The organism is Kitasatospora sp. NPDC088548 (genome assembly GCF_044753005.1).
Classification (GTDB): domain Bacteria; phylum Actinomycetota; class Actinomycetes; order Streptomycetales; family Streptomycetaceae; genus Kitasatospora.
On the sequence record NZ_JBIVMI010000024.1, the window covers coordinates 121,548 to 146,494 of the forward strand.

Annotated in this window: 29 protein-coding genes and 2 pseudogenes; 13 read left to right on the forward strand and 18 right to left on the reverse strand. The window is 72.1% G+C overall.

What is annotated here, in order from left to right; all coding sequences use genetic code 11:
- Nucleotides 1-37 precede the first annotated feature (37 nt).
- The gene (locus ACIP82_RS27340) at nt 38-886 is read right to left on the reverse strand and encodes an SDR family oxidoreductase (RefSeq protein ID WP_400657069.1); all 849 of its coding nucleotides are present in this window, start codon (nt 884-886) and stop codon (nt 38-40) included.
- 115 nt (nt 887-1,001) lie between these two features.
- Here ACIP82_RS27340 and ACIP82_RS27345 point away from each other — a divergent pair, with 115 nt between their 5' ends.
- The gene (locus tag ACIP82_RS27345; RefSeq protein WP_400657127.1) at nt 1,002-1,391 is read left to right on the forward strand and encodes a winged helix-turn-helix transcriptional regulator; all 390 of its coding nucleotides are present in this window, start codon (nt 1,002-1,004) and stop codon (nt 1,389-1,391) included.
- Between the two features lie 33 nt (nt 1,392-1,424).
- Here ACIP82_RS27345 and ACIP82_RS27350 read toward each other — a convergent pair whose 3' ends face one another.
- Complete coding sequence (locus ACIP82_RS27350; RefSeq protein ID WP_400657071.1) at nt 1,425-2,225, reverse strand: TetR/AcrR family transcriptional regulator; 801 nt, start codon at nt 2,223-2,225, stop codon at nt 1,425-1,427.
- 44 nt (nt 2,226-2,269) lie between these two features.
- Between ACIP82_RS27350 and ACIP82_RS27355 the strand changes: the two genes are divergently transcribed.
- Entirely contained in the window at nt 2,270-2,470 is a 201-nt protein-coding gene (locus ACIP82_RS27355; protein WP_363606886.1) for a DUF6011 domain-containing protein, read from the forward strand.
- Nucleotides 2,471-2,480: 10 nt separating this feature from the next.
- Here ACIP82_RS27355 and ACIP82_RS27360 read toward each other — a convergent pair whose 3' ends face one another.
- The 5 genes from ACIP82_RS27360 to ACIP82_RS27380 all read right to left on the reverse strand — a co-directional run bounded on the left by ACIP82_RS27360 (nt 2,481) and on the right by ACIP82_RS27380 (nt 8,539).
- Nucleotides 2,481-4,175, reverse strand: a complete 1,695-nt coding sequence (locus ACIP82_RS27360) for an ABC transporter ATP-binding protein (protein WP_400657074.1) — start codon at nt 4,173-4,175, stop codon at nt 2,481-2,483.
- A gap of 698 nt (nt 4,176-4,873) precedes the next feature.
- The gene (locus ACIP82_RS27365; RefSeq protein WP_400657078.1) at nt 4,874-5,269 is read right to left on the reverse strand and encodes a hypothetical protein; all 396 of its coding nucleotides are present in this window, start codon (nt 5,267-5,269) and stop codon (nt 4,874-4,876) included.
- 88 nt (nt 5,270-5,357) lie between these two features.
- The gene (locus ACIP82_RS27370) at nt 5,358-7,388 is read right to left on the reverse strand and encodes a hypothetical protein (protein WP_400657080.1); all 2,031 of its coding nucleotides are present in this window, start codon (nt 7,386-7,388) and stop codon (nt 5,358-5,360) included.
- Nucleotides 7,389-7,561: 173 nt separating this feature from the next.
- Entirely contained in the window at nt 7,562-7,951 is a 390-nt protein-coding gene (locus ACIP82_RS27375) for a hypothetical protein (RefSeq protein WP_400657083.1), read from the reverse strand.
- A 246-nt stretch (nt 7,952-8,197) separates the two neighbouring features.
- Complete coding sequence (locus ACIP82_RS27380) at nt 8,198-8,539, reverse strand: hypothetical protein (RefSeq protein ID WP_363606879.1); 342 nt, start codon at nt 8,537-8,539, stop codon at nt 8,198-8,200.
- Between the two features lie 242 nt (nt 8,540-8,781).
- On the opposite strand from ACIP82_RS27380, the gene ACIP82_RS27385 reads away from it, so the two are divergent.
- Both ACIP82_RS27385 and ACIP82_RS27390 read left to right on the forward strand, forming a co-directional pair.
- Nucleotides 8,782-9,630, forward strand: coding sequence for a class I SAM-dependent methyltransferase (locus ACIP82_RS27385; protein ID WP_400657129.1), 849 nt, complete (start codon nt 8,782-8,784; stop codon nt 9,628-9,630).
- 142 nt (nt 9,631-9,772) lie between these two features.
- A complete protein-coding gene (locus ACIP82_RS27390; protein WP_400657085.1) occupies nt 9,773-10,417 on the forward strand; it encodes a TetR/AcrR family transcriptional regulator in 645 nt (214 codons plus the stop codon).
- Nucleotides 10,418-10,474: 57 nt separating this feature from the next.
- Here the strand turns inward: ACIP82_RS27390 and wecB are convergent, their stop codons facing one another.
- Entirely contained in the window at nt 10,475-11,638 is a 1,164-nt protein-coding gene (gene wecB / locus ACIP82_RS27395) for a non-hydrolyzing UDP-N-acetylglucosamine 2-epimerase (protein ID WP_400657087.1), read from the reverse strand.
- 393 nt (nt 11,639-12,031) lie between these two features.
- Between wecB and ACIP82_RS27400 the strand changes: the two genes are divergently transcribed.
- The 4 genes from ACIP82_RS27400 to ACIP82_RS27415 all read left to right on the forward strand — a co-directional run bounded on the left by ACIP82_RS27400 (nt 12,032) and on the right by ACIP82_RS27415 (nt 15,250).
- Nucleotides 12,032-12,238, forward strand: a complete 207-nt coding sequence (locus tag ACIP82_RS27400) for a hypothetical protein (protein ID WP_363606875.1) — start codon at nt 12,032-12,034, stop codon at nt 12,236-12,238.
- Between the two features lie 168 nt (nt 12,239-12,406).
- A complete protein-coding gene (locus ACIP82_RS27405; protein ID WP_363606874.1) occupies nt 12,407-13,012 on the forward strand; it encodes an archaeosortase/exosortase family protein in 606 nt (201 codons plus the stop codon).
- Nucleotides 13,009-14,370 carry a glycosyltransferase family 2 protein gene (locus ACIP82_RS27410; protein WP_363606873.1) on the forward strand — a complete coding sequence of 454 codons (1,362 nt, stop codon included), beginning with the start codon at nt 13,009-13,011 and terminating at the stop codon, nt 14,368-14,370. The genes ACIP82_RS27405 and ACIP82_RS27410 overlap by 4 nt, the downstream gene beginning before the upstream one ends.
- 127 nt (nt 14,371-14,497) lie before the next feature.
- Nucleotides 14,498-15,250 carry a choice-of-anchor P family protein gene (locus tag ACIP82_RS27415; RefSeq protein WP_400657090.1) on the forward strand — a complete coding sequence of 251 codons (753 nt, stop codon included), beginning with the start codon at nt 14,498-14,500 and terminating at the stop codon, nt 15,248-15,250.
- Nucleotides 15,251-15,355: 105 nt separating this feature from the next.
- On the opposite strand, the gene ACIP82_RS27420 is transcribed toward ACIP82_RS27415, so the two are convergent.
- On the reverse strand, nt 15,356-15,718 hold the full coding sequence (locus ACIP82_RS27420; RefSeq protein ID WP_400657092.1) for a hypothetical protein: 363 nt from the start codon (nt 15,716-15,718) through the stop codon (nt 15,356-15,358).
- A 212-nt stretch (nt 15,719-15,930) separates the two neighbouring features.
- On the opposite strand from ACIP82_RS27420, the pseudogene ACIP82_RS27425 reads away from it, so the two are divergent.
- A pseudogene (locus ACIP82_RS27425) lies at nt 15,931-16,014 on the forward strand (transcriptional regulator); the annotation flags it as partial.
- A 169-nt stretch (nt 16,015-16,183) separates the two neighbouring features.
- Here the strand turns inward: ACIP82_RS27425 and ACIP82_RS27430 are convergent.
- Complete coding sequence (locus ACIP82_RS27430; protein ID WP_363606868.1) at nt 16,184-16,741, reverse strand: TetR/AcrR family transcriptional regulator; 558 nt, start codon at nt 16,739-16,741, stop codon at nt 16,184-16,186.
- Nucleotides 16,742-16,885: 144 nt separating this feature from the next.
- On the opposite strand from ACIP82_RS27430, the gene ACIP82_RS27435 reads away from it, so the two are divergent.
- The gene (locus ACIP82_RS27435) at nt 16,886-17,674 is read left to right on the forward strand and encodes a patatin-like phospholipase family protein (protein ID WP_400657094.1); all 789 of its coding nucleotides are present in this window, start codon (nt 16,886-16,888) and stop codon (nt 17,672-17,674) included.
- Nucleotides 17,675-17,885: 211 nt separating this feature from the next.
- Entirely contained in the window at nt 17,886-18,326 is a 441-nt protein-coding gene (locus ACIP82_RS27440) for an RICIN domain-containing protein (RefSeq protein WP_400657097.1), read from the forward strand.
- Between the two features lie 19 nt (nt 18,327-18,345).
- Here ACIP82_RS27440 and ACIP82_RS27445 read toward each other — a convergent pair whose 3' ends face one another.
- The 8 genes and pseudogenes from ACIP82_RS27445 to ACIP82_RS27480 form a co-directional block, all read right to left on the reverse strand.
- Nucleotides 18,346-19,590: a cytochrome P450 gene (locus tag ACIP82_RS27445; protein ID WP_400657131.1), complete on the reverse strand. Its 1,245-nt coding sequence runs from the start codon at nt 19,588-19,590 to the stop codon at nt 18,346-18,348.
- Between the two features lie 479 nt (nt 19,591-20,069).
- Nucleotides 20,070-20,165 (reverse strand): annotated as a pseudogene (locus ACIP82_RS27450) (transposase); the annotation flags it as partial.
- Nucleotides 20,166-20,730: 565 nt separating this feature from the next.
- Nucleotides 20,731-21,474, reverse strand: coding sequence for a phosphotransferase family protein (locus ACIP82_RS27455; protein WP_400657099.1), 744 nt, complete (start codon nt 21,472-21,474; stop codon nt 20,731-20,733).
- A 568-nt stretch (nt 21,475-22,042) separates the two neighbouring features.
- On the reverse strand, nt 22,043-22,345 hold the full coding sequence (locus ACIP82_RS27460; RefSeq protein WP_400657101.1) for a hypothetical protein: 303 nt from the start codon (nt 22,343-22,345) through the stop codon (nt 22,043-22,045).
- Nucleotides 22,346-22,430: 85 nt separating this feature from the next.
- A complete protein-coding gene (locus tag ACIP82_RS27465) occupies nt 22,431-22,580 on the reverse strand; it encodes a hypothetical protein (protein ID WP_363606855.1) in 150 nt (49 codons plus the stop codon).
- A complete protein-coding gene (locus tag ACIP82_RS27470) occupies nt 22,577-22,825 on the reverse strand; it encodes a hypothetical protein (protein ID WP_400657103.1) in 249 nt (82 codons plus the stop codon). The genes ACIP82_RS27465 and ACIP82_RS27470 overlap by 4 nt, the downstream gene beginning before the upstream one ends.
- Entirely contained in the window at nt 22,813-23,076 is a 264-nt protein-coding gene (locus tag ACIP82_RS27475; RefSeq protein WP_400657106.1) for a hypothetical protein, read from the reverse strand. The genes ACIP82_RS27470 and ACIP82_RS27475 overlap by 13 nt, the downstream gene beginning before the upstream one ends.
- Nucleotides 23,073-23,447, reverse strand: a complete 375-nt coding sequence (locus ACIP82_RS27480) for an ATP-binding protein (RefSeq protein WP_400657109.1) — start codon at nt 23,445-23,447, stop codon at nt 23,073-23,075. The genes ACIP82_RS27475 and ACIP82_RS27480 overlap by 4 nt, the downstream gene beginning before the upstream one ends.
- Before the next feature lie 300 nt (nt 23,448-23,747).
- On the opposite strand from ACIP82_RS27480, the gene ACIP82_RS27485 reads away from it, so the two are divergent.
- Both ACIP82_RS27485 and ACIP82_RS27490 read left to right on the forward strand, forming a co-directional pair.
- Nucleotides 23,748-24,638: a helix-turn-helix domain-containing protein gene (locus ACIP82_RS27485; protein WP_400657111.1), complete on the forward strand. Its 891-nt coding sequence runs from the start codon at nt 23,748-23,750 to the stop codon at nt 24,636-24,638.
- Nucleotides 24,639-24,650: 12 nt separating this feature from the next.
- The coding region (locus ACIP82_RS27490) for a DUF397 domain-containing protein (protein ID WP_400657113.1) at nt 24,651-24,947 on the forward strand (297 nt) is incomplete at its 3' end.

Genomic DNA, 24,947 nt, shown 5'->3' on the forward strand with positions numbered 1-24,947 from the left:
CGGGGCCGGTCGGGGCGGCCGGGCCCCGCAGGCGGCGTCAGCCCCGGAGCGCGGCGCTCACGCTCTCCGCCAGCGGGACGGTCGGCCGGCCGGTCAGCCGGGCCAGGTCACCCGGGGTGCCCGCCAGCTCGCCGCGCGCGATGCCCGCGTCCACGTCCACCAGGATCTCCGCGAAGCCCTGCGGCAGACCGGCGCCGACCAGCACCTCCAGGTGCTCGGCCGGGGCCACCTCGCGGTACTCGACCGGCTTGCCCGAGGCCTGCGCGAACGCGGCGGCCAGCTCGGCGAGGCTCCACGCGGCGTCGCCGCTCAGCTCGTACACCGCGTTCTCGTGGCCCTCGCCGACCAGCACCGCGACGGCGGCGTCCGCGTAGTCCCGGCGGGTGGCGCCGGCGACCCGGCCCTGACCGGCGCTGCCGATCACCACACCGCGGTCCACCGTGCCGGCCGCGTCACCGAGGTAGTTCTCGGTGTACCAGCCGTTGCGCAGGAGGGTGAAGGGCAGCCCGGACTCGCGGATCAGCGCCTCGGTCTCCTTGTGCTCGTCCGCCAGCCTGAAGGTGGCCGCGCCCGGCGCGCTGGTGTAGGCGAGGAGCGCGACACCGGCGGCCCGCGCCGCGTCCACCACGGCGCGGTGCTGCGGGATGCGGCGGCCGACCTCGCTGCCCGAGATCAGCAGCACCCGGTCTCCGGCGGCGAAGGCGCCCGCCAGGCTCTCGGGCCGGTCGTAGTCGACCACCCGGACGGTCACGCCGCGCTCGGCCAGGTCGGCGGCCTTCCCGGCGGAGCGGACGGCGACGGCCACCTCGCTCGCGGGGACCTTGGCCAGCAGGCCCTCGACGACCAGCCGGCCGAGCTGTCCGGTGGCTCCGGTGACGACGTACATAGCGCTGCTCCCTGCACATGGTTGCGTGTTGAACTTCCTGCTCGACACTCACCTTAGGGATGGCACTAACTTCTGGAAAGTACGCACTTTGAAGTAGGGTACTGACATGCAGGTAATGACCAAGGCCGTGCCGCTCGACGAACTGCCCCCGCCGAACGTCTACGACCGCATGTGCCCGTCCCGGGGCGTCCTGGAGCACGTCACCAGCCGCTGGGGCGTGCTGGTGCTGGCCGCGCTGGCCGAGCGCGGCTACCGCTTCAGCGAGCTGCGCCGCCGGGTCTCCGGCGTCAGCGAGAAGATGCTCGCGCAGACCCTCCAGACCCTGGAACGGGACGGTTTCGTGCTGCGCGAGGCCCACCCCGTCATCCCGCCCCGGGTCGACTACAGCCTCACCCCGCTGGGCCGGGAGGCCGCCGGGCTGGTCGCCGCCCTCGCCCGCTGGTCCGAGGAGCGCGTCCCGGCCGTCGAGCAGGCCCGCGCGGAGTACGACGCCCGGCCGCGCTGAGGCGGGCCGCGCCGCCCATGAGGCGGCTGTCGATCAGTGTCCCGTCGGCCCGTTCTCCGCGATCCGGCCGTTCTCCGCGATCAGTGCCGCCAGCCCGTCCAGCACCCGGGCCAGGCCGAAGACGTACGCGTGGTCCGGGCTGTACGCACCGCCGTGGGCCTCGCCGGCGGCGGCGCCGACCCGGGCGGCGACCGGGTAGCGCTCGGCGTCGAAGACCCGGGCGAGCAGGTCGGCGTTGGCGGCCCACCACTGCCCGTCGGTCATCGCGCTGTCCTGCCGGGCGGCCCGCTCGTCGGCCGCCATCCGGGCGCAGGTCTGGACGAAGCCCAGCAGGTGGGTGAGGGCCGCGTCCAGCTCCACGTCGGGCAGGCCGGAACCGGCCAGGGCGCGCAGCTCGTACTCGTACTTGGCCATCAGGCCCGGGCCCAGCGGCGGCCGGCTGGTGGAGACGGCCGCCGCCCAGGGGTGGGACCGGTAGAGCGCGCGGTTGTCGTCCGCGACGGCGGCGGCCCGGGCCCGCCAGCCGTCACCGGCCGGGGCGGTCCGCGGCATCGCCGCGTAGACGGTGTCCAGCATCAGGTCGAGCAGCTCGGCCTTGCCGGGGACGTAGGTGTAGAGCGCCATCGGCGAGAGCCCCAGCTCCTGGGCGACCCTGCGCATGGTGACGGCGTCCACGCCCTCGGCGTCGGCGAGTGCGATGGCCGCCGCGGCGATCTCCGTCGTCGAGCGCGCCTGCCTCGGGCCGCGCCGGCCCGGCTTCTCCTCCGTCGCCAGCCCCCAGAGCAGGGCGAGGGTGCGCGCCGGGTCTCCTGCGCTGCTGCGGTCGGTGGCCATGGGGGAAATCCTTGCACGGCCGCCGCCCCGCTACCGTCTACCCCATGACCAGCCCCGGAGCCGAACCCCTGCCCGGCACACCCGCGCCGGAGCCGCTGCGCGTCCGCGTCACCTGCCGGCGCTGCCACCGGCCCCTGCACGACCCCGAGTCCCGCATGCTCCGCCTCGGCCCGGAGTGCCGCGACCCGGCCGAACGGGTCCCGCGCCACGAGGTGGAGCAGGACCCGCTGCCGGGGATCGGTTAGGGGGCCCGCGTCATCCGGACCGGCTCAGCGGGCTGTCCACCGGGCCCAGGGCGAGGATGCGGTCGGCCGTGCGGGCGAAGCCCTGGTCGTGGGTGATCAGGAGGGTGGTGCGCCCTGTCATGAGGTGGCGCAGCGGGGTGATCACATGGGCGGCGGCCTGCTGGTCCAGGCCCGCGGTGGGCTCGTCCAGGATCAGGACGGGGGTGTTGCGCAGGAAGGCCCGGGCGATGGCGATGCGCTGGCTCTGTCCGCCGGAGAGCTGGAAGCCGTCCTCCCCGATCTCGGTCCGGTAGCCCTGCGGCAGGGCCATGACGAAGTCGTGGGCACCGGCGTTGCGGGCGGCGTTCTCGATCTCGCTCCGGGACGCCTCCGGCCTGCCGTAGGCGATGTTGTCCCGGATGGTGGCGTGGAAGAGCGGCGCCTGCTGGGGCAGCAGGGTGATGGCCTCGCGCAGTGAGGCGAGGGTCAGGTCCCTGAGGTCGTGGCCGTCGAGGCGGACGGCTCCGGCGTCCGGGTCCAGGAAGCGGATCAGGAGCTTCGCGAGCGTCGACTTGCCGCTGCCGCTCGGCCCCGTGATCGCCAGGACCTCGCCGGGGCCGATGTCGAAGGTGAGGTCCGTCAGCACCGGCCGGCCGGGGGTGTTCGGGTAGCTGACGCCGACGCCCTCGAAGGACACCCGCCCTTCGACGTCGTGCACGTCGCGGGCGGTGGGACGTTCCTGGACCGGGCTGCGCATGTCCAGGAGTTCCAGCACGCGTTCGGCCGAGGCGCCTGCCGCGCCGATGACGGTGGCCAGCCCGGACAGCTGCTGGGCCGGCTCGAAGAGCTGCGCCATGAAGGCGGCGAAGGCCAGCAGTCCGCCCAGGGTCAGCGCCCCGTGGTCCAGCTCGTAGGCGCCGACGCCGACGACGACGAGTCCGGCGATCACTTCGAGAACGCTGAGCACCGGCGGGTAGAGGCCGGCCACCCGGGCGGCGCCGAGTTCGCTGTTCAGCAGGGCCGTGCCTTCCCGGTGCACGCGCTCGACCTCATGCTTCTCCTGGCCGTGGGTGTGGGCGACGACCGCGTTGCGCAGGCTCTCCTCCAGCACGGCCGTGACGCTGCCGACCCGTCGGCGGACCTGCCGCTCCCGGGCCATGATGCGGCGCCCGAAGAAGCGTGTGGAGAGCCAGAACAGGGGTGCCACGGTCAGGGCGGCGAGCGTCAGCGGCCAGCTCAGGTACACCGCCGCCGCTCCGAACAGCACCAGACTGACCAGCGCCGTGCCCCCGGTGATCAGGCCGGAGGAGACCAGCTGCTCGATGGCGGCGATGTCCGCGGTGAGGCGGGACATCACGTCGCCGCGCCAACGGCTCTCCAGCGTGTCGGGGGTCAGCGTGTGCAGATGGGCGACGGTGGCCGTCCGCAGCCGCAGGATGTACCGTTCGGCCACCCTGGTGGCCGCGTAGCCGCCCGCGAAGGCGAACAGCGCCCCCACGACGGCCACGGCCACCATGGCCCCGGCGAGCGGCCAGAAGGCGGAGAAGTGTCTCGGCACGAGCACGTCGTCGATCAGGTACTTGAACAGCCAGACCGACACCACCTCACCGAACGCGCCCAGGAGGAGCAGGCCCGCGCTGACCGGCAGCCACCGCGCGTCGGGGTGCACCCACGGCCAGAAGCGCCGGAAGGCCTCCCGCAGCGGGACGGTACGTGCCGCCGCCACCGGTCCCTCGGCTCTCAACGCGCTCGAACCGCTCGATGCGCTCGATGGGCTCGACCCGCTCGACCCGCTCGATGGGCTCGATCCGCTCGATCCGCTCGATCCGCTCGATCCGCTCGATCCGCTCGCCAGGGGATCGGCCCGGGGTTCCAAAGACATCGCTTCGGCCACAGAATCACTGCCCAATCATGGAAGCAGGGACCGGCGGCGTACCGCCGGTCCCCGGCATGGGAGTTAATCCCAGCTCGACCTAGGAGATCAGTACCACCAACGGTCACGGCGTCCGTATCCGAAACCCCGGCCGTATCCGCGGCCACGGCCGAAGTCGCCGCGACCGAAGTCACCGCGTCCGAAGCCGCCGCGTCCACGTCCGAAGTCACCGCGACCCCGGCCTCGACCCCGGCCGAACCCGCCATCGAAGATTGCCATCATGGTGTCCTTTCTGTGATGGCACACCGCCGGACCCGCGTCGCCCCTGTAAGGCAGGCTGCGGCTGAACCGACAACATAGGTATGCCATTGATTGGAAAGGGGGTTCTTGCCACCCACACGCTTGGCGCACGGGTCGAACCCGTTTCCATACCTCCATTATCCGCCTTCGCCAGGAATGCGCGCCCGGGGCAGAGGGCGGGTGACGTGCACGTGCACGTGCACCCTCACCTGGTGACATGCACACTCACTCTCGGCTGGTGACAGGCGTGTTCACCCTCGGTTGGCGATGGCCGCGGCCAGTTCGGCGACGCCCGGATGCCTCGGCACCCCGTGGTGGCCACCGGCCGGTTCGACCACCGCCGGGGGGACGGCGGAGTAGCCGGAGTGCCCTTCGGTGAACGAGTAGTTGTCGCCCGCGGCCTTGCGGACGGTCACCGACGCGCTTGTCCGACGTTCCGTCAGTTCTGCGAAACCGTCATCGAATTCACAGGTCTCGCCGACGATCCCGGCGATCCCGGCGATCCGCCGGATCAACTCCTCGTCCGGCTCCGGAAGAAGGCGGTGGACGAAGGCGACGAAGCCGTCCGCGTCCCCGGCCTCGGCCAGGCAGCGCTCCAGCCCGCGGCCGCCGATCGAGCCGGTGAACACGGAGAAGGGGATCGCCACGTACGCCGGGACGCGGCACCCTGGCCTGCCCGGGTCCGTACCGGCGGGACGGGGCCCCGGGCTCAGGCGGGCAGCGGTGGGGGCCTGCTCAGCCGCGGCCGAGGAGGCGGCGGAGGAGGCCCGGGCGGGGTGCCACGGGCTTGGGCTCCGCGGCTTCCTCGGCCTCCGTGGCCTTCTCGGCCTCCAGGGCTTCCTCGGCCTCCTCGGCCTCCTGGGCCGCCCTGCCCCCTGTGGCCTCCGGGTCCTCCGCTTCGGCGGGGGCCGGCGCCTTCGCCTGCTCGATCGCCTCCCGCTCGCGGTGCTCGTCCTCCTCGGCGGGTTCGGCGGCACGGGCGAGGTCGTCCCGCTCGATCAGGCGACGGGCCAGGTCGAGATCGGCCTCGTCCAGCCACGGGCAGGCCAGCACGAGGGTGCAGACCGACCGCAGCACGGTCACCTCGCGCCGCTGGGACGCCTCGGCCGAGTACCGCAGCCGGGTCCGGAGCTGGGCGGCGATGTCGGCGCGGACCTCGGGGTGCGTCCAGCCGATCGCGGTCAGGGCGAAACCGGCCGCCTCGACCACCCAGTCCTCGGAGCCGAGCAGCAGGTCGAGCAGTACCCGGCGGCGGTCCGAGCCCTCCCACGGCTGGTCGGTGCGGTGGTGCGCGATGCCGAGGCAGGCGAAGGACTGGACGGCGCGCACCCAGAGTTCGGGCTGGTGGGCCAGCAGCGCCTGCCCCAGCTCCTCCTCACGCGGCGCGGGCGGGTGGGCGAGCACGCCGACCAGGTCGTCCAGCGGCAGCGCGGCGAGCCGGACCGCGTGGTCGTACGCGGCGGGCAGGCTCGGCCAGACGATCTCGGCGGTGCCCCGGACGAGTTCGGCGCCGCTCGCCGAGGGCGGCGCGACGGCCGGGCGCGGGTCGGTGCCGTCGTACGTCCAGACCCGGGTGCCGACCTCGCGCAGCGGCAGCCGGGGGTCGGGGTCGAGGACGGCCCGGTACTCGACGGTCGCCCGGGGCAGCGCCAGGTGGAGGGCCAGCAGCGAACTGGGCGGCTCCAGCGCCGAGACGGTGCACGTGATCTCGTTGTCCCGGCCGGTGTCGGACGACTTCAGGACCTGGTGGAGGACGTTCACCGTGGCCTCGGTCGCGCCGGGTACCATGCCCAGCCAGGGCTGCCGCCTGCAGAGCCGGGCCAGCAGATCGGGTGCGTAGTCGTGCTCGGGGTGGGCGCGGTAGTGGTCGACCAGCGCGACCAGGTGGGCGGTGCCGCCGTCGACGGCGTGCCGCAGGCCGTGCAGCGCCGGGCCCGCCTTGGGGTGGTCCGGCTCGGTGGCGAGGACCCGGTCCAGCCAGGGCAGCCCCTCGGCGGGCCGGCCGGTGGCCCCGTACAGCTCGGCGATGTCCACGGCGAGGTAGGTGTCGGAGGGGTCGCGGGCCAGCTCCGCCTCCCAGACCTCCAGCGCGCGGTCCGGCTCGCCGTGGGCGCGCAGGGCGTTGCCGAGCATCACGGCGGGCAGGTACTCGGGCGCGAGGCGGTGGGCGTGCTCGGCGAGTTCCACGGCGCGCGCGGTGGCACCGAGGCGCCGGGTGAGCCCGGAGACCACGGCCAGCAGCAGCGGGTGGTCCGGGTGACGGGCCACCACGGCCTGGGCGAAGTCCTCGAACGGCTGGACGGCCGGGCGCAGTTCCTCCGGCAGCGGGTCCGGGAGGGTACCGGCGGCCCGCATCACCGCCTGGGCGACGGCGTCCGGGGAGACCAGCTCCGGCAGGTCCTCCCGGCCCAGCCAGGCGGTGTGCGCCCAGGGCTTGCCGGGCTCGTACTGGATCGCCGAGGCGAGCAGCGCGACGGCGGCGTCCCAGTCCCCCGCCGCCGCCTCGACGTGCGCCCGGCAGACCACGGTGCCCAGGTACACCTGCCCGTCGAGCGGGAACAGCTCCCGCGCCGCCTCCGCGCCGCCCGCACGGGCCCACAGCTCGGCCAGCGCCTCGTGCAGCTCGGGCAGTTGGGGGTCGGTGGTCATCGCGTCCGCGAGGTGGTCGGCGGCGTGCGGGAGGTCCCCGGAGTCCATGGCCAGCCGCGCGACGGCCACCTCCCCCTCGGCCGCCAGTCGCTCGTCGCAGCCGTCGGTGTGCTCCATGGTGTCGCGTCCCCCGTCGATCCGTTCCAGCCGTGCGCGGACGAGGCTATCCGGCGGCGGCGACGGCGAGATGATCACCCCCCGGGGTGGGGACGGGGGTACGGGACCGATGGCGCGGGGACGACGCGCCGCAGCCCATGGGCTGCGGCCTCGTTACGGCAAGCACTACCCCATTACCAGGGTGCGATCCAGAGGTACACCCCACAGAGCACGGCGGCGGCCAGCAGCATCTGCGCCATCATGGCCGGCGGCCACGTATCCTCGTCCGACTCACCCTTCCGCTGTGCCTCCATCAACCGCTGTGCCAGCTTCCGGCGATGGCCGATGGCGCCCAGCGGGAAGACCAGGATCCCCGTCACGTACATCACCAGGATGGTCGTCGGCTCCATGTGCTTCACCGCGTAACTCGCATACGCGAAGGCCGCCATGGCGAGCGGTGCCAGCGCGGTCTGGATCCGGTACGTGCGCGTGGGCATCCCCGGTACCAGGACCGCCAGGAACACCGCCGTCGCCAGGACGGCGATCCACCACCACGACACCACCCCGAGTCCGAGTGGATACACGTCAAACCCCCCTTGCTGCTGCCGTGCGACCCACGCCGGGCGCGGCCCCCACGGCCCCGTTCAGCCACGGACGTTCGATCACGGACGTCCGCTCGCAGCCAGCCTAACCACAGGCCCGGACGCCCCCGAACCGACCCGGGCCCGAGCGGCCGCGCCCCGCCGAGTCGCGCCCGGAGCCACCGGGGCTGGACGGGCCCGGCCTCACCGCACCGAACAGGAACGGCGCGACGCCCCCGCCCCCACGGGTCAGAACGTCTGGCCCTGGGCGGGGCGCCGCCGGGCGGCGTGGACGAGCAGGGCCAGAACGGCGGCGCCGGCCACCAGGAGCACCACGCCCAGGATGATGGCGAAGGGGGTGGACGCGTGCTGCTCGGCGGCGATGGCGTCGTAGTTGCTCGCGGGCGGCCCGCCGCTGCCGGTGATCACCCGCCCGGCGAGCGGTCCGCAGTAGTCGCCGGGGTACATGGTCGAGCTGCCGCACGTGACCGGTCCGTCGTCCGGCAGGCCGAGGTAGAGGCTCAGCCCGCCGAACCCCATGAGGACGAGCGGGGCGGCGAACGCCCACACGTCGAGCTTCTGCTGAGTCATCGTCATTCTCCTTGGCAAGCAGTCGATTTACCGAGTCATTACCCCTTTTCCCGCTCACTCTGTCACGCGCCGCCGAATGCGGGGCGGCCCGGTCGGGGAGGCGGGCACGAACGGCGGGCTTCAACTGGGCACTACCCCACCACCCGTAGGACTCGCGGGGTTTCGCCGGGCTGTACCGGTCGCCGCCGTGGAATCATCGGACGCCGGGTGGACGTGGATCGGGAGAAGGGTGGTGGGTGGACGTGGCCGCCGACTGGGAGTGGGACGACTCGTTGTTCTCGGGCACGGCCGCCTACTACCGGCGCGGAAGGCTCCCCTACGCTCCCGGGCTGGCCGATGTGCTCGCCGGGGTTCTGAGGCTCGACGGACGGGGGCGCCTGGTCGACGTGGGGTGCGGTCCTGGCACCCTTGCGGTGGGCCTGGCCGACTTGTTCGGCGAGATCGTCGGTGTGGACCCGGACGGCGGGATGATCGCCGAAGCCGTACGCGCGGCCGCCGAGGCCGGGGTGGCCTGGAAGGCGCGGTGGGTGCGGGCCCGGGCGGAGGATCTGCCCGCGGGGCTCGGAACGTTCACCGTCGCGACCTTCGGCCAGTCCTTCCACTGGATGGACCGCGGGCCGGTGGCGGCGACCATGCGGGGCATGCTCCGACCCGGGGGCGCACTGGTGCACATCTCGGATCTGCAGACGGAGACTCGTTCCGTGGAGGGCCTTCCGCACCCGGCGGTGCCCGGTGCGGCCGTGGACGCGTTGGTCGGGCGGTACCTGGGGCCGGTCCGACGGGCCGGCCGCGGGGTGCTGCCGCACGGGACGCCCGACGACGAGGCCGCGGTGCTCGCCCGGGCGGGGTTCTCCGGCCTCCAGCGCCATGTCGTCCCCGGCGGGCAGGCGTTGGAGCGTACGCGCGACGAGGTGGTCGCCCAGGTCTTCTCGATGTCGTCCTCGGCCCCGCACCTGTTCGGCGCGCGCCGGGCCGGCTTCGAGGCGGACCTGCTCCGGCTTCTGCGGGAGGTCTCCCCGTCGGGCCTGTTCTCCGAACGGCAGCCGAGCACCGAGGTGTTCGTCTGGTGGAGGGACCGCACCGGGCTGTGATCGCGTCCGACCTCGGGATCGACGCCCCCGAGTTCGACGAGCCGCAGTCCCCGCACCCCGCTGCCCTGAGGCGCCGCACTTCCCTCGCCCGGCCACCGCGGCCCGGTCGTGACCAGACACTGTCAGGAGCGTTAGTTCTCCTGTGAAGGTGATTGAAGACCGCCGGGTGCGCCGTACGCGCAGTGCGCTGGGTGCGGCGCTGGTCGAGCTCGTGCTCGAGAAGGGGTTCCACACGGTCACGGTGGATCAGCTGGTGGAGCGGGCCGACGTGGGCCGCGCCACGTTCTACGCCCACTACCGGGACAAGGAGGACCTGCTCGTCTGGGTGGTCCGCGACCTCGCGCTGGACCGCGTGCGCGTCATGCCGGCGGTCGAGCAGGCCGACGCCGGGGCCGAGGGGATCGCCGAACTGCCGCTGCTGCACCTGTTCCAGCACGCCGAGCGGGAGCGGCCGGCCTGCCAGGTCATCCTTCGCGGTGAGGGGGACGGCCGGGCGCTGCGGGAGTTCACCGAGATCATCGGCGAGCTGGCCGGGGACGTCTTCCGGAGCCGCTGCCGGCAGGCCGGCGTTCAGCCGCGCGTCCCGCTGGAGGTGGTGGCCCGGGCGTGGACGGGAGAGGTCGTCGGGGTGCTCTCCTGGTGGATCGAGGGCGGCACGGGTCTCAGCGCCGCCGAGGTGACCCGGCACCTGTGCGACTACTCGGCCTACGGCCGGATGTGGGCCTCGGGCCTGTCCGACGCGCCCGCCCTGGGGAGCCGGGAAGCCGCCCCGCCGCCGAGGACGTGAAGAGGAGCGGCGGCTGATCCGGTAGCCCCTTCCGCCGCAGGGCGGTTGCCGGCCGGATCAGTGCCCGGGGTGGGCCGCCGTGGCGGCGAGCGGCTCGCGGCCGGGCTGCGGTACGGGGGTCCGCCCGGGGGCGAGGTAGCGGCTGCGGACCGCGGTGACGATGTCGGCGCTCGCCTGTCCGGTGCCGTAGGGGGAAGGGAGCCTGGCCAGCCGTTCGGCAGCGGCCTCGTCGTCGAGCAAGTCCCTCAGGGTCCGGGCGAGTTCGTGACCGGGCCGGGCGAGGCGGGCGAAGCCGGCCTGCACGGCTTCGGGGCGCTCGGTGGAGTTGCGCACCACCACGAGCGGGCGCTTGAGCACGGTGCACTCCTCCTGGACTCCGCCGGAGTCCGACACCAGCAGGCGGCAGTGCCGGGCCAGGGCGAGGAAGGCGGCGTGGTCCAGTGGCTCGATCTGCCGCAGCCGGGCGATCGAGGCCCGCAGGCCGAACGCGTCGACGGCGGCCTGGGTCCGTGGGTGCAGCGGCAGCAGCACCGGTATGTCCAGGGCGGCGAGTTGGTCGAGGATCTGGGCGAGCCGTGCGGCGTCGTCGGTGTTCTCGGGGCGGTGGATGGTCGCGAGTACGTAGCCGCCCGGGGCGACGGCGTGCTCGGCCACGATGCGGCGGGCCTCGGCTTCGGCGGGCAGGGTCTCCAGGGTCGCCTCGACGACGGTGTTCCCGGTGATCACCACCCGGTGCGGTTCGATGCCCTCGCGCAGGAGGTGCGCGGCCGCGGTCGGGGTGGGCGCGCAGTGCAGGTCGGCGAGCGGGGCGATGAGGCGGCGGTTGGCCTCCTCGGGCATGTCGGGGTCGAAGGAGCGCAGGCCGGCCTCGACATGGACGACGGGGATGCCGGCGCAGTGTGCCGCCAGCGCGCCGGCGGCGGCGGTGTTGGTGTCGCCCTGGACGACGACGGCGGCCGGCGGGCGTGCCGCGAGGTGGTCGCTCAGCGCGCTGACCATGTGGCCGATCTGCCGGCCGCGCGGCTCGCCGCCGACGCCCTTCAGCAGGTGGTGCGGGCGGGGAAGGCCGTACTGCGCGAAGAAGGCGGTGGTGAGGGCCGGGTCCCAGTGCTGGCCGGTCCACACGACGCGGGCCTGGGGGCCCAGGAGGCGGACCACACCGGCGAGTTTGACGATTTCCGGCCGGGTTCCGAGGACCAGGGTGACATCGGTCGAGGACATGGCGCTCCGAAGGGGGCGAGAGGCGGGATGAGGTCGGTGCAGTAACAGCAGACGGTAGGGAGGGGGCTCGAAGAAAAGATCAATACATGCCCCTAATGTCACCCAATTGGCCCAATAAAAGCCGGTTCACCCCGGGCGCTATCACCCGTTCGGCGGACAGCGATCGGCCCGTCGGGCCGTCAAGGGCGAGGTCAGGGACGGGTGCCGGATGCGCACCCGCCGGGCGGCTCCGGTGCCGGATACCTGGTCACCAGCAGTTCGTGCTCGGCCAATTGAGGCAAATGAGTGATTTCCCCTCAGATGGGCGCGGCACCGGTCAGATCATCCGGCCGATGCAGCAACATACGGGCTGGCCAGATCGGAACAATCCGGTCAGAACGAGAGGAACTGTCCATGTACGGACCCATTACCGGCGGCCTTCCCCCGACTGCGGCCGGCGGCGGCATTCTGGCCTCGACCGGCTCGCCCGGCCTCGGCATCGCGACCGCGGCCGCCACGGCGCTGGTGCTGGTGGGAGTCGTGCTGATCCGGCGCAGCCGGCTGGCCGCCGACACCGCCGACACGGCGGAGCCGACCGATCGGAACCGCGGCGGGGCATAGCCGGCACCAACGCCCGGACACCGGCCACACCTTGTCGTTCCGCCGGGTGCCGGAAAACCGCCCTCGGCCCGCCCCGGAGCCCATTCCGGAGCCCCTACCGGATCAGCCGGCGGTACGGGCCGGGGCGCCGATTCCCGCCACCCGCCCTTCCCCCAGGGGGTTTTCCTCGTGACCGCAGACGCGTACCCGCAACGTTCCCAGCCGTCGCGGCCGGCCCGCTCGCAGGTGTCGCACCCCGGCCGCACCCCGCTGCCCGGCCGGGTGTTCGGTCCGCTGCTGCTGGGTCTGTGCGGGTTCCTGGTCGCCGGCGAGCGCTACTACCGCTTCCACGAGATCGCCGGAGCGCAGTGGCTCGTCTCCCACACGCTGGGCCTGAAGACCATGCTGCTCACGTCCCCCGACGCGCCGGTGCTCTACGCCGGCGACGACGGCGGCTTCGGGCGCGGGATCGCGCTGACCACCGGTTGCAGCAGCGCCCTGCTGATCGCCCCGCTCGCCCTGCTCTCCGGCGTCCTGCTGCTGTTCAGCGCGCGCAGGCCGACGCGGGTCCTGCTGGGCTTCGTCCTGGCGGCCGCCCTGATCGGCGCCACCAACCTGGGGCGCCTGACGTTGATCGTCGCCATGCAGCACCGCTACGGCGACGAGGGATTCGGCTGGACGCACGTCCTGTTCGGCTCGGTGCTGATGATGGCCGCCGCCCTGGTCGCCCTGCTGTTCTTCCTCCACATGATCACCCGAACCTCCACCCACGACGTCGAGGATGGCGCGCCGTGACCCTGCTCGACATCTCCATCTCCCTCTCCTTCGTCCTGGGGGTGAGCTTCCTCGCCTATGTCGCCGTCATCGTGCGCAACTTCCTGCGGGCCCGCCCGGACACCCCGGGTGACCCGACCCGGTTCAGCTGGCACTTCTTCATCCCCTGCCGGGACGAGGAGGCCGTGATCGGCACCACCCTGGACTACCTCGCCCGGCACTTCCCCGAGGCCCGCGTCTGGGTCGTCGACGACCACTCCAACGACCGGACGGCCGAGGTGGTGCGGGCCCGGGCAGGCGCGGGGCAGCCCGTCCAACTGGTCGGCCGCCGGCTGCCGCAGGCGCGGACGGGCAAGGGCGACGCCCTGAACGCCGCCTACCAGGCGCTCGAAGCCTGGCTGCCCGGGAACGCCGACGCCGACCGGGTCGTCGTGACCGTCCTGGACGCCGACGGGCGGCCCTCCCCGGGGATGCTGCACTGCTTCGCCGGGCCGGCGTTCTTCGGCGACCCGGCCATCGGCGCCGTCCAGGTCGAGGTCCGGATGTCCAACCGCGACGTGGCCGTGCCGCTGCCCGGCCGGGGGCGCCTCGCCAACCGGTTCGCCCGCCTGCTGGCCCGGTTGCAGGACATCGAGTTCCGCGGGCCGATCTCCGCCATGCAGATCACCCGCCGGTACACCCGGACCGTCAACGTGGGCGGCAACGGCCAGGCCAACCGGCTCAGCGCACTGCGCTCGATCGACCAGGGCAGCGCCGAGCCGTGGGGCAGGGCGCTGCTGGAGGACTTCGAGCTCGGGCTGCGGATGATGCTCGGCGGCTGGCGCAACGGCTACACCACGGCCGCCTGGGTGGACCAGGAAGCCCTGTGGAGCGTACGGCAGTTGATCACCCAGCGGGTCCGCTGGGCACAGGGCGCGATGCAGTGCGCGCCCTATCTGCGCCAGGTCTGGCGATCGCACCGCTTCAGCACGACGGGCTTCCTCGAAGTCCTCTACTTCATGGTCCAGCCCTGGCTCCAGGTCATCGGCCTGGTCGTGTACACCGTGCCGATCGCCGCCTTCGCCTACAACTCGGTCGCCTACCCCGAGTTCGTCCTCTCCTTCCTCGGCCGGGGCGGCGCTCCGCTGATCGCGCTCTACCTGCTCGTGGGGGTCGCCGAGTTCGCCGTCTGGGGGCCGGTGTACCGGCGTCGCAGTGAACCGGGGATCAGCCGCCGGGCCGCGCTCGGCTACGGCCTCGCGCTCGCGGTCTATGCCGCGACCACCTACCTCGTCGCGGTCCGCGCCTTCTGGCGGATCGTGCGGCGCAAGAACTCCTGGCACAAGACGGCCCGCACGGCAGAGCCGCCGCCCGCCGTCCAGGAGATCGCCACCGCCTGACCGACGGAGCTTCTCCCCGGCCGGTGATCCGTGGCCAAAGCCACGACCGGTCGGCGGAGTCGATGACCCGCACCTCACCCGTATCCCGTGACAGATCCAGTGGTCTGCCAACCGAAAGGCCCGACCTGTGAGAACTCGCACCCACGTCCGCGTCCTGGCCGGCACCGCGCTCGCCGCCGGAATCCTCGCCTCCGCCGCCCCGGCGTACGCCGCCCTCCCCTCCCCCGAGGCCGACGCCTATGTCGTCTCCTCGGACGCCCTGAGCGGGCTCGTCGCCGTGTCGCCGACGCCGCACTCGACCTACCCGTCGGGCGGCACGCAGACCCTCGTCGGCCTCAACCTCGGGCCGTTCAGCACCACTTCCGTGCTCACCGCGACCACCGCCGGCAACCCCGCCGACGGCACCTCGACGGCCTCCGCGACGGTCGACAGGATAGGGCTCGACCTCGGCCTCGCCCAGGCGTCCCTGACCGGCATCAACACCACCTGCAACGCCACCCCCGCCGGGGCCACCGGCAGCGGCACGATCGCGGGCGGGACGGTCACCATCGCCGGGATCCCGACCACCCTCCAGGCCAACGCCCCCGCCAACACCAAGGTCAGCATCCCCGCCATCGGCACGATCATCCTCAACGAGCAGACCACCGACGCCAACGGCGTGCTGACCGTCAACGCCGCCCGCTTCGCCCTGCTGCCGGTCCTGAACGGCGCCAACCTGACCATCGGCCACTCCCAGTGCGGCGGGGCACAGCCCGCCGAATCGGTGCCGATGATCAACCCGGCCGTCGCCGGGGCGACCGGGGGCGTCGCGCTCGCCGGCGTCCTCGGCGCCGTCCACCTGCGCCGCCGGAACGCCCAGGGCACCGCGCCGACCGCCTGACGGGCGGGCGCGCCCGGCGCAGGGAGGGTGTCCGGCCTGAGGTCGTCCCCGGACGACGAGCCGGACACCCTCCCCGGCCTCCGCGTTCGGCCCGGCGGGCGCGCGTCAGCCGGCCGCGTTCCGTCGGGCGAACGCCGGTGCCAGGTGCGTCCAGACGACCAGGACCGCAGCGACCGGGATCATCGCCGTTCCGGCCGCCAGCCCGTCCGCGGCGGCCTTGCTCAGGTGCTCGCGCAGGATGTCCACGAGCAGGAAGGCCACGGCACAGCCGACGATCGTCCCGACCAGCCCTGCCCGGACCGATGGCCGGTGGCGCGCCCACCACCCCCCGGCGTACATGGTCGCCGGTGCCCAGACCGTCAGTCCGGGATCGTCGAACAGGAGCGCCACCAGGTAGGCCCCGCCCAGGAACAGCCAGACACCCGTCAGCAGTCCCAGCGCCTGCCTCACCGAGATCCGGCCTTTCACGGGCCCGCCTTTCTCAACCCCGCCAACGTGGAGGTGCCCAAGGCTACTCAGGGCCGAAGGACCGCACACCGGTCGAGTCCGTCGCAGTCCAGGACAGCGGTGGCCTCGACCTCGACCAGGTGCTCGGGCAGGTCCAGTGCCGCGACACCGATCAGGGTGGCCGGGGGTGCGGGGGCGGTGCCCGGCTTCCCGGCCGCCCGGGCGATGCGGACCTGACGCGCGCGGACTCGCTGGCACGGGAGATCTTCTCGGACGTCGCGAACAAGTGGGCGCTGCTGATCGTCGAGTCCCTCGGCGGCCCTCCGGCGCGCACTGATCTCCCCGCTGTTCCTTGACGTTCGGTTTCTCGGGCCCTCTGCGGGTACGCAGAGGGCCCGAGCAGCTTCAGGAGTGGGAAGTCGGACGGTCGACGGGCCGGCTTCCGGCCCAGAGGTCGCGCATGGCCCCATGCCACGCGTGCGTTCACTACCTCAGGAGCTCGGCGAAGCGATCCAGCGCACGATCGGCACGGTGGCGGTCGCCGGTGGCTGTGAGATCGAACAGCAGACCCCGGAGAACGGCCATGACCAACGTGGGCGTGACGGTGTCGTCAGGGCCGGTGGAGACGTCCCGGAATGTGGCACCGAGGGTGTCGAACCAGTCCGTGATCGCCCGCCCCTGGTCGGGATAGGCCTCGGGGTGGAGCAGGCCGTCGGCGTGCACCTCGAAGAACAGCCGGACGAACGGCGCACGTTCGTCCGCGCTGATCCACGCCCAGATGCCACGCAGCCGCTCCTGCACGGAACCCGTCTCCGGCGGAAGGTGCCCGGCCAGGCGCACCGCACCTCGGCGCCGGGCCTCGGCGAGGACCGCGGCGACCAACTCCTGTTTGCTGCCGAAGTCGTAGAGCAGCATCCGTGGGCTGGTGTCGAGGGCTGCGGCCAGTGGTCGCAGGCTCAGCCCGGCCAACCCGTGCGCCAGCACGTAGTCGGTCGCCCGCGCCAGTGTGCGCTCACGCCGGGTGGGATCTGCGGGTCGCCCCACGGTGGATCTCCTCTCGGAAACCTGAACTGAAACAGCGTCAGCAAATATATGGTACGACTGTTTCAACAACGAGGGGAGACCACCATGCCCACCTTCGACCGAGCACTCGTCCTGGGCCCAGGGAGTCACGTCGGCACGGCCTGGATGGCCGGCCTGGCCTACGGGTTGCGCCGCGACGGCGTGGATCCGGGCGAGGCCGATCTGACCGTCGGCACGTCGAGCGGCGCGATCGTCGGAGCACTGCTCGCCACCGGGCAGAACCCGGGTCGGCTCGCGACTTCGGCTCGCCCGGCAGCTCACCGGCTCAAGGCGGACCCCGAGCGGACGGGCGCGGTGTTCGCCGTGCTCGGCGACCGCAGCCTGGAACCCGGCGAGGCCAGGCGTCGCGTCGGCCGGCTCGCGCTCGACAGCACCGACCCCCAGGCCGATGAGGCGCTGATCGCGGGGCGCGCCGCCTTGATCGGTGCGGACGCGTGGCCGGAGCGGCGACTGCTGATCACCGCCGTGGACGCGACCACCGGTGAGCCCGTGGTGTGGGACCGCGACAGCGGAGTGCCGCTGGTGCACGCGGTGGCGGCGAGCAGCGCCTTCCCCGGAGCCGCGCCGCCCGTCGCCATCGACGGCCGGCGATACATGGACGGTGCGCTGCGTGCGGGCACCAACGCCGATCTCGCGGCCGGTGCCCGCACACTGGTCGTGATCGAGCCGATGTCCCACCTGTTTCCCCGAGAGCCACTCGACCAGCAGCTGGCGGCCGTGGGGGCGGACACCGTGGTGACCATCGGCCCCGATCCGGCCTCGGTGCGCGCTTTCGGCTCGAACCTGGGCGACCTGGCAGCCTGGGAACCGGCCTACCAGGCGGGTCTTCGCCAGGCCGGCGACGTCGCCGCGCGACTCCGCCCCGCGTGGAGGGCGGAAGCCAGTGCGACCTGACCGCCGATCAGATCGGTGACACGTGGGCGGTGGCAGCCCGGCGGACGAGCCGCCGCGCCGGTCGACCCCTCCGGCAGCACAGCGGCGAGTTGGTCCCAGGGTGGTTCAGCCTGCCATGACGGCAGTACAGGCTCAGGTCTCCCAGGTGATCGCAGAGCGTCGCGACTTCGCGGTCGCCAAGACCGGATCCCGCACTCCTGGGAGTGACGGTATGCCTGCCGCCCTCGGCACCGGCCTCGCGCTCACCGTCGGCGTGCCCAGTGCCGACGCCGACGACTACCACCCGTCCAGGGTCCCGAACGTCGTCACCCTGGGCAGCGCCATCAGCCTGCACTGCCTGGAGATCGGCGGCTGGAGCACCGGCAACGGCGCACCCGCCCAGCAGTGGTCCTGCACCGGCGGCGCCAACCAGAAGTGGCTCTGGATCCACGTCCCGGGCGGCGACTACACCTTGCGCAACGCGTGGAGCGGCAAGTGCCTGGACGTCCCCGCCGGGGCGAACACCAACGGTGTCCGCATCCAGCAGTGGGACTGCTGGAACGGCAACAACCAGATCTGGTACACCTACGCGGCCGGCCAGGGTTATCCTCCCGTCAATTACTGGGGACCGCGTTGGGTTGTGATCAAAGGGCAGTCTGGGTTAGGTCTTTGATCACAACCCGATACGGTCCCTAGGCCCGGTCCGGGCCATCCAGGAGGACCGGCAGGGTGCGGTGCCCGTTGGAGATCAGCGAGTCGACCGGCTCCAGCTCGACGCCCGGGACGAGTACCAGGTGCGGGAAACGCTCGAACAGTGCGCGCAGTGCCGTGCGGGCCTCCAGGCGGGCCAGCGGTGCGCCGAGGCAGAAGTGCGGGCCGTGCCCGAAGGCGAGGTGGTCCTTGACGTCCCGGGTGACGTCGAATTCCGCGCCGCTGTCGCCGTGCCGCGCGGGGTGGCGGCCGGCGGCGGCGTAGGAGGCCAGGATCGCATCGCCCCGGCGGACGGTCACCCCGCCCGGCAGCTCGATGTCCTCCAGGGCGTAGCGCATCGGAAGGTGCGCCAGGGGCGCCTCCCGGCGCAGCGACTCCTCGACCACGTCGTCCCAGCCCGCCTTGCCGGCGCGCACCAGGCCGAGCTGGTCGGGGTGGGTGAGCAGCAGGGAGATGGAGTTGTCGATCAGGTTGACGGTGGTCTCGTAGCCGGCGGCGACCACCAGCATGACGGTGTCGAGCAACTCCTCCTCGGTGAGGGCGCTGCCGTCGCCCTCGGTGTCGCGGGCGGCGATCAGCAGGGAGGTCATGTCGTCGCCGGGCTGCTCGCGCTTGGTGGCGACCAGCGTCGCGATCACCGTGTAGAGGGCCACGTTGTTGGCCTGGGACTCCTCCGGGGTGAGGGTGGTGTCGAAGACCCCGTCGACGTGCCGGCTGAAGCCGTCGCGCAGTTCGTCGGGCAGTCCGAGCAGGTGGGCGATGACCAGGATCGGCAGCGCGCGGGCCAGGTGCTGCCGCAGGTCCACCGGCGCCCCGCCGGTGCCGGCGGTGGCGATCGTGTCGATCAGCCCGGCCGTCATCCCCTCGATCCGGTCCGCCAGAGCGGCGACCTGGCGGGGGGTGAAGGCCGCGCTCACCAGGCGGCGCAGCCGGCGGTGGTGCTCGACGTCCGTCGTGGACATGTTGCGGGCCGTCACCCACAGGGCCAGCGGCCAGCCGGCCGCCACCGACCCGTAGTCGGGCCAGTGCTGCGGGCCGTTCTTGGCGATCCTCGGGTCCTTGAGCAGCGCCTCCAGCAGGTCGGGGTCGGACACGGCCCACGCCTGCACCCCGAGGATGTCGGCGGGCGTGGCGGGCCCGCGCGCGATCAGCTCGGCGCTCTCGGCGTCGCGGGCCCGCCCGGTGGGGTCCAGGACGAGCACTGGGCGGTTGACCGGACACTCCAGGGGGCGGTTCAGCGGGGCCGGCCGATTCTCCAACTGACGCTCCACGAGGGCTCCTTCACGCGGGTTGAGGTGACGGGTCACGCACGCATGTTCGAGAATGGTCGGCCGCCCGTCACCTGTCGAGTGCGCATCCCCTCGCCCCCGCGCGCCCCAGCGCGCCTCCGCGCGCCCCTGGGCGCGCCCCCGCCCGGCCGCCGAACCGCCCGCCGTCGCCTGCCCCGATTGACGAGGACCGTCAACTCACGTGACCCGCGAGGGCCGGGCGAAGGCGATGGACGGCATGACGACGATCACGATGCCTCGACCGACGCCCCGTCAATTCGTGCAGGCCGGCGGCGGGGCGCGCTACGCGGTGGCGGTGGACGCGGTCGGGACGGGGCTGCTGCGGCCGTTCCTGCTGCTGTACGGGATCACGGCGCTCGGGCTGGGCGCGGCGGCCACCGGCCTGGCCATGACGGTGGGGATCGTGGAGCCGATGGCCGCGCGGCCATCGGCTCCACCGACTTGCGCCGCCCCTCCAGCAGCAGCCCCCGCACATACGCCTGCCCCCAGCGATGCTGATCCGCGCCCCACAGGCATGGATGGAGCCGACCCGACTGGACTCCGCAGCCCGGGCAGGACGCCCCGACCACCGCAGACCTCGCGTCCATGACCGCCGGAAACAGCAACCTCTCCAGCCGGACCAACACCTCGTTCACGAGCCAGAAGTGTCAACGGCAGCACGACGGCGCCCGACGATCTTCAGGCAACCTCACGAGGACGGCCGGGGATCAGCCATCACGCAGCGTGAACCTCTGCCCGCCGAAGACAGCCAGCGGTTTCCCGGGCCCTCTGCGGACGCGCAGAGGGCCCGGACGGCTTCGGGAGCAGGAAGTCGGACGGGCCGACTTCTGGCGCAGGGGCGCCTGGGGCCCAGCGGTCACCGACGGCGAACCGATGACCCTGTGCGAGGAGCACGGCTCCGGCCTCGGCAGCTACCGCCGGGTCGCCGAAGCCGTGGTCGCGTTGCTGCACCGGTTCCGCCGCCCGCGCATCCGCCGGGGGATCCGCGACGACATCCACGAAGCCTTCCTTGCCCTGGGCTGCGCCGCCATCTGCCGGCGACGACTGCGCGACACGCCTTGCCAGGAACCCTTGGTACTACTCGCAGCCGTTGGATCTCAGCACGTCGACCTCGCAGCCCGGCGCGGACGGGTCGAAGCCGTGCTCGACCAGCCAGCGGACCGCCAGCAGGCTTCGCAGCGACCACCACGCGCGGATCACGTCGAGGTCGACGTCGGTGCCGTAGCCGGCGACGACGTCGCCAAGGTGCTCCTCGTGTCCGAGCGTCAGGACGGCGAGGTCGAACAGGGCATCGCCCCGGCTCGCCTCGGACCAGTCGATCACGCCGGTGATCTCGTCACCGTCGACGAACATGTGGGCGACCTGCAAGTCGCCGTGCGTGAACACCGGTGTCCACGGCCGCAACGCACCCTCGGCGACGCGGCGGTTGCGCGTGACCAGGTCGGCGGGAAGGACACCGTTCGTGACGAGCCAGGCGCATTCGGCGTCGAGGGCCGATGCGAGTTCGTCAGGGCTACGACCGGGCCATGGCGGCAGCGGCGCGTCGTGCAGCGTCCGTGCGGCGGCACCCGCCGCGGCCCACGCCGCCGGCGACGCGGTCGACGGCTCGCCGAGGCGGCCGAGTGCCGTGCCCGGGAGGGCGGCGAGCGCGAGCACGGGCGGCTTCCGCCACAGGACCTCCGGAGTCGGGACCGGCGCCATGGCCATCGCCTCGATCTCGACGTCGGTGCGCATCTGGTCAGCGTCGATCTTCAGGAACACGTCGCCGACGCGCAGGGTCGCGCGCTCCTGATGGGCGACGACCACCTCGACCTTCTCCATGTCGACCATTATCGCGGGACGCCCGCCGATGTCACCGGGGTTTATCGCGGGCGACTGCACGGCTGACCGCGTCCCGCCGCCTGCGGCCTCGCGCACGACACCGACCACTGACCAGGCCAAGTACACCACCTGCCAGGAGTCCCAAGAGCGGTAAGGGAAGCTTTATCTGACCCACGGTCATGGATGGAGCAGAGCGCGCTACCGCAGGAGGTCGAAGCCCGCGCGACCATACGTCGGGCTCGACACCTGCTTGGCAGAAGTCTGCCGCTCACACGATGTGCCGGCGCAGATCAACCGCCGGACGTGCAGACGCAACAGCGTTCGTCGGCCTACCCGACCGACAACATCCTCACGTCCGCGACCGCCGGAAACAGCACCCCCTCCAGTCGGACCACCACCTCGTTCACGGGCCAGAAGTGTCAACGGCAGGACGGCCGGGGGGATCGGCCATCACGCAGCGCGAACCTCCGCCCGCCGAAGACGGACAGCGGCCTCCCGGGCCCTCTGCGGGTGCGCAGAGGGCCCGAACGGCTTCCGGAGTGGAAAGTCGGACGGGCCGACTTCTGGCTCAGCGGGGTCTGGGGCGGGGTCTGGGGTTGAGGCGGCCCGGGTGCCAGGTGGCGTTGCGGCCGGCGGCTTCGCGGTAGGCGATGCGCTGGACGGCGGTGAGGAGGCGGTAGAGGTTGAGGGCGACGTCGGACTCGTCGGCCTCGTAACCGAGTTCGTACAGGAAGGCTTCGAGTTCGGGCCAGTCGAAGTCGTCCGGGACGACGGGCCCGCACGGGTGGTCGGCGTACGCGTCGAAGGCGGCGGCGACGGCGTAGTGCGCGGCGGCGAGGGCGTTGGCGAGCGGGGGCGGCACTTCGGGCATGAGGGTGCCCTTCGGGGAGGGTGGTGCACCGGGGGGTTGGGGGGTGAGGGCGGCTGGGGCGGCAGCCGCCCTGGGGTGGGGTCGATCAGCCCGGTATGCCCTGGTTGGGCTCGTCCTCGTCGGCCCTTGCAACGTTGAGGGCGGTGATGACGCCGAGGACGACGGTGAGGATGGCGAGGGCGAGGAGGACCGCGAAGGCGGTGGCGACGAGGAAGCCGGTGGTGCCGGGCCTCATCGGCGGATTCCGAGGACGCGGGTGCCGAGGTGGGCGGCGAGGCCGTGAAGGAGCTCTTCGGCCTGGTCGCGGGTGAGCGGGAAGGCGAGCTGTTCGCCGGGGCCCGCGTGGACGTCGAGGTCAACGGCCAGGCGGAGTTGCACGGTGGCGTCGGGGACGTGTTCGACGGTGAGGTAGGGGACGGTGGTGCGCTCGACGTGCACGGCCTGGGTCGAGGAGGTGGCGAGGGGGATCACGACTCCCACGGGTCACCGCCCCGCCCGGCGTCGAGGAGGAGGTTCAGGAGGTTGAGGAGAGTCGTGGACGGCGCGGTGCCGGAGTTGACGAGGACCCGGCCGTCCATGGTCCGGTCCGTGGTGGCGGACGGGAAGATGATGCCGAACTTGCGGCCGCGCTCGTGGACTTCGGCGATCAGGCTGGTGATCTGAGCCTCGGTGTAGACGCGGGTGCGCGGGTCGGTGGGCTTGATCGGGTGGCGGCCGCGGCTGTCGTTCACGCGGCGGCGTCCAGCTCGAACCAGACGATTTTGCCCTTTTTACGGGGGTTTGTGCCGAAGCGGTGGGTGAGCTCGCGGACCAGGTGCAGGCCCCGACCGGACTGCGCGTACGGGTCGGTGGGTTCGCGCTGCTCGGGGAGGTCCGGGCTGTCGTCGCAGACCGAGACGCGGAGGGTGCGGTTCAGGAGCAGGACGACCACGAGGGGCGCGGAGCTTCCGGCGTGCTTCCAAGCGTTGACAAACAGCTCATGAAGGGCGAGCTCGGCGTCGTAGATGGTGTCGTCCGGCCACCCGGCGCTGGTCAGGGCCTCGCGCAACTCGGTGCGGGCGGCGGACCAGTCGGGCGGTTCGGGCAGGTTGAAGGCACACATAGGGGACCTCCGTGGGGATGTGAGGGGTGGTTCACCGGCGGAGATGTGTCGCCGTGAGCCAGGCCAGGGCGGGACTGGCGAATGTCACGCGTGGCTGCTCTGCGGTGCGCGGGCAGAAGGCGCCTACTGCCCTTGTTACAGGCGTTACTGACGCTCCGTCGTGTGATCGGTGCAACACTGAGAGTAGGGTTATGCCGAGCAACATTGCAAGCCACTCGATGAGTCTCCCGGGTGCTGTCACCCGTTGGTGGCGTCGTCAACGACTTGTGCGCGAGACTGCGTCGACAGGAAAGGAAAGCCGTGGGATACAAGGGGCCGATCAGTCAGCGTCAGCGCCGGTTCGGGGAAGAACTGCAGCGCCTGCGCCTGGCAGCCGGGCTGTCCGCTCCGGAGGCCGGCGCACTGGTGGGGATGAAGAGCCCGGCGGTGAGCCACACCGAGGCCGGACGGATCACCCTCAATCCGGAACGCCTTGAGATCTGGCTCGACGCCTATGGCTGCACCGATCCGGCCTACCGGGCGACGCTCGCCGAGATGGGGCGTAGCACCGGCAAGGGCTGGTGGACAGAGTTCGATGGGCAGGTTCCAGACCTTGCCCTTGATCTCGCCGAGGCAGAGGATCGCGCTGTCTGCGTAGAAGGTTATGACGCGCTATACATCCCTGGCGTCTTCCAGCTCCCCGCGTACACGCAGGCCATCTACGAAGACGGCTACCGCGACGGCCTATGGGATGTCGCGACAGCCGTCAAGTTCCGCCTGGAGCGGCAGCGAATTCTGACCGATGACAAGAGCCGACAGTTTCGCTTCGTTGTTCATGAGGCAGCATTGCGCATGCGGTTCGCTGGTGACGATGTAATGAGGGCTCAGCTTCTTCACCTGATCGACGTGGCGGAACTCCCCAACGTCACCATCCAGGTCTTGCCGTTCACCGCACCGAAGCATGCACCGCTTTCCGCGTCGTTTCTCTTCTGCGACCCAGGCTGCGCTGCACTCTCGACCATCATCCTGGACGGACCCAAGCGAGCCGAGCACCTTGGGGATCAGGCCGAAATCTCAGCGTACCGTCGGAAGCTTCAACAACTGAGTGATGTCGCGCTGCCCGCTATCGACACCAGCAGATCCCTGCGCGACCTGCCTTTCCGCAGCTCGTTAGGACTCATTCAACACCTTATCTACCTGCTCCAGACCTGAAAGGATGCCTCCATGTCCCAACTCTCGTGGCAGAAGTCTTCGTACAGCGAAGGCGAAGGCTCCAGCAACTGCCTAGAACTTGCCACCGGAGCTGGCGATGCCCGCCACTTGCGCGAGTCCGACGACCCGGACACCGTCATCACCACCAACACCGCCAAGCTCCACGCCTTCATCCTCGGCGCCAAAGCTGGCGAGTTCGACCACCTCCTCTCATCTTGTCGTTTTACCTCCGGTGATCGGCTTGAGGTTGTTCGATCTGGTCACCCACATGGGGATCTGCCGGACACGGCGACGACCTCCGTTTCACGC

Excerpts from the sequence above, each read along its gene's own strand:
- ACIP82_RS27340 (WP_400657069.1), bottom strand. The coding sequence starts at position 886 with ATGTACGTCGTCACCGGAGCCACCGGACAGCTCGGCCGGCTGGTCGTC.
- ACIP82_RS27400 (WP_363606875.1), top strand. The coding sequence starts at position 12,032 with ATGTACGGACCCATTACCGGCGGCCTTCCCCCGACTGCGGCCGGCGGC.
- ACIP82_RS27345 (WP_400657127.1), top strand. The coding sequence starts at position 1,002 with ATGACCAAGGCCGTGCCGCTCGACGAACTGCCCCCGCCGAACGTCTAC.
- ACIP82_RS27435 (WP_400657094.1), top strand. The coding sequence starts at position 16,886 with ATGGCCGGCCTGGCCTACGGGTTGCGCCGCGACGGCGTGGATCCGGGC.
- ACIP82_RS27440 (WP_400657097.1), top strand. The coding sequence starts at position 17,886 with ATGCCTGCCGCCCTCGGCACCGGCCTCGCGCTCACCGTCGGCGTGCCC.
- ACIP82_RS27455 (WP_400657099.1), bottom strand. The coding sequence starts at position 21,474 with ATGGAGAAGGTCGAGGTGGTCGTCGCCCATCAGGAGCGCGCGACCCTG.
- ACIP82_RS27460 (WP_400657101.1), bottom strand. The coding sequence starts at position 22,345 with ATGCCCGAAGTGCCGCCCCCGCTCGCCAACGCCCTCGCCGCCGCGCAC.
- wecB (WP_400657087.1), bottom strand. The coding sequence starts at position 11,638 with ATGTCCTCGACCGATGTCACCCTGGTCCTCGGAACCCGGCCGGAAATC.
- ACIP82_RS27465 (WP_363606855.1), bottom strand. The coding sequence starts at position 22,580 with ATGAGGCCCGGCACCACCGGCTTCCTCGTCGCCACCGCCTTCGCGGTC.
- ACIP82_RS27355 (WP_363606886.1), top strand. The coding sequence starts at position 2,270 with ATGACCAGCCCCGGAGCCGAACCCCTGCCCGGCACACCCGCGCCGGAG.
- ACIP82_RS27350 (WP_400657071.1), bottom strand. The coding sequence starts at position 2,225 with ATGGCCACCGACCGCAGCAGCGCAGGAGACCCGGCGCGCACCCTCGCC.
- ACIP82_RS27380 (WP_363606879.1), bottom strand. The coding sequence starts at position 8,539 with ATGACTCAGCAGAAGCTCGACGTGTGGGCGTTCGCCGCCCCGCTCGTC.
- ACIP82_RS27370 (WP_400657080.1), bottom strand. The coding sequence starts at position 7,388 with ATGGAGCACACCGACGGCTGCGACGAGCGACTGGCGGCCGAGGGGGAG.
- ACIP82_RS27480 (WP_400657109.1), bottom strand. The coding sequence starts at position 23,447 with ATGTGTGCCTTCAACCTGCCCGAACCGCCCGACTGGTCCGCCGCCCGC.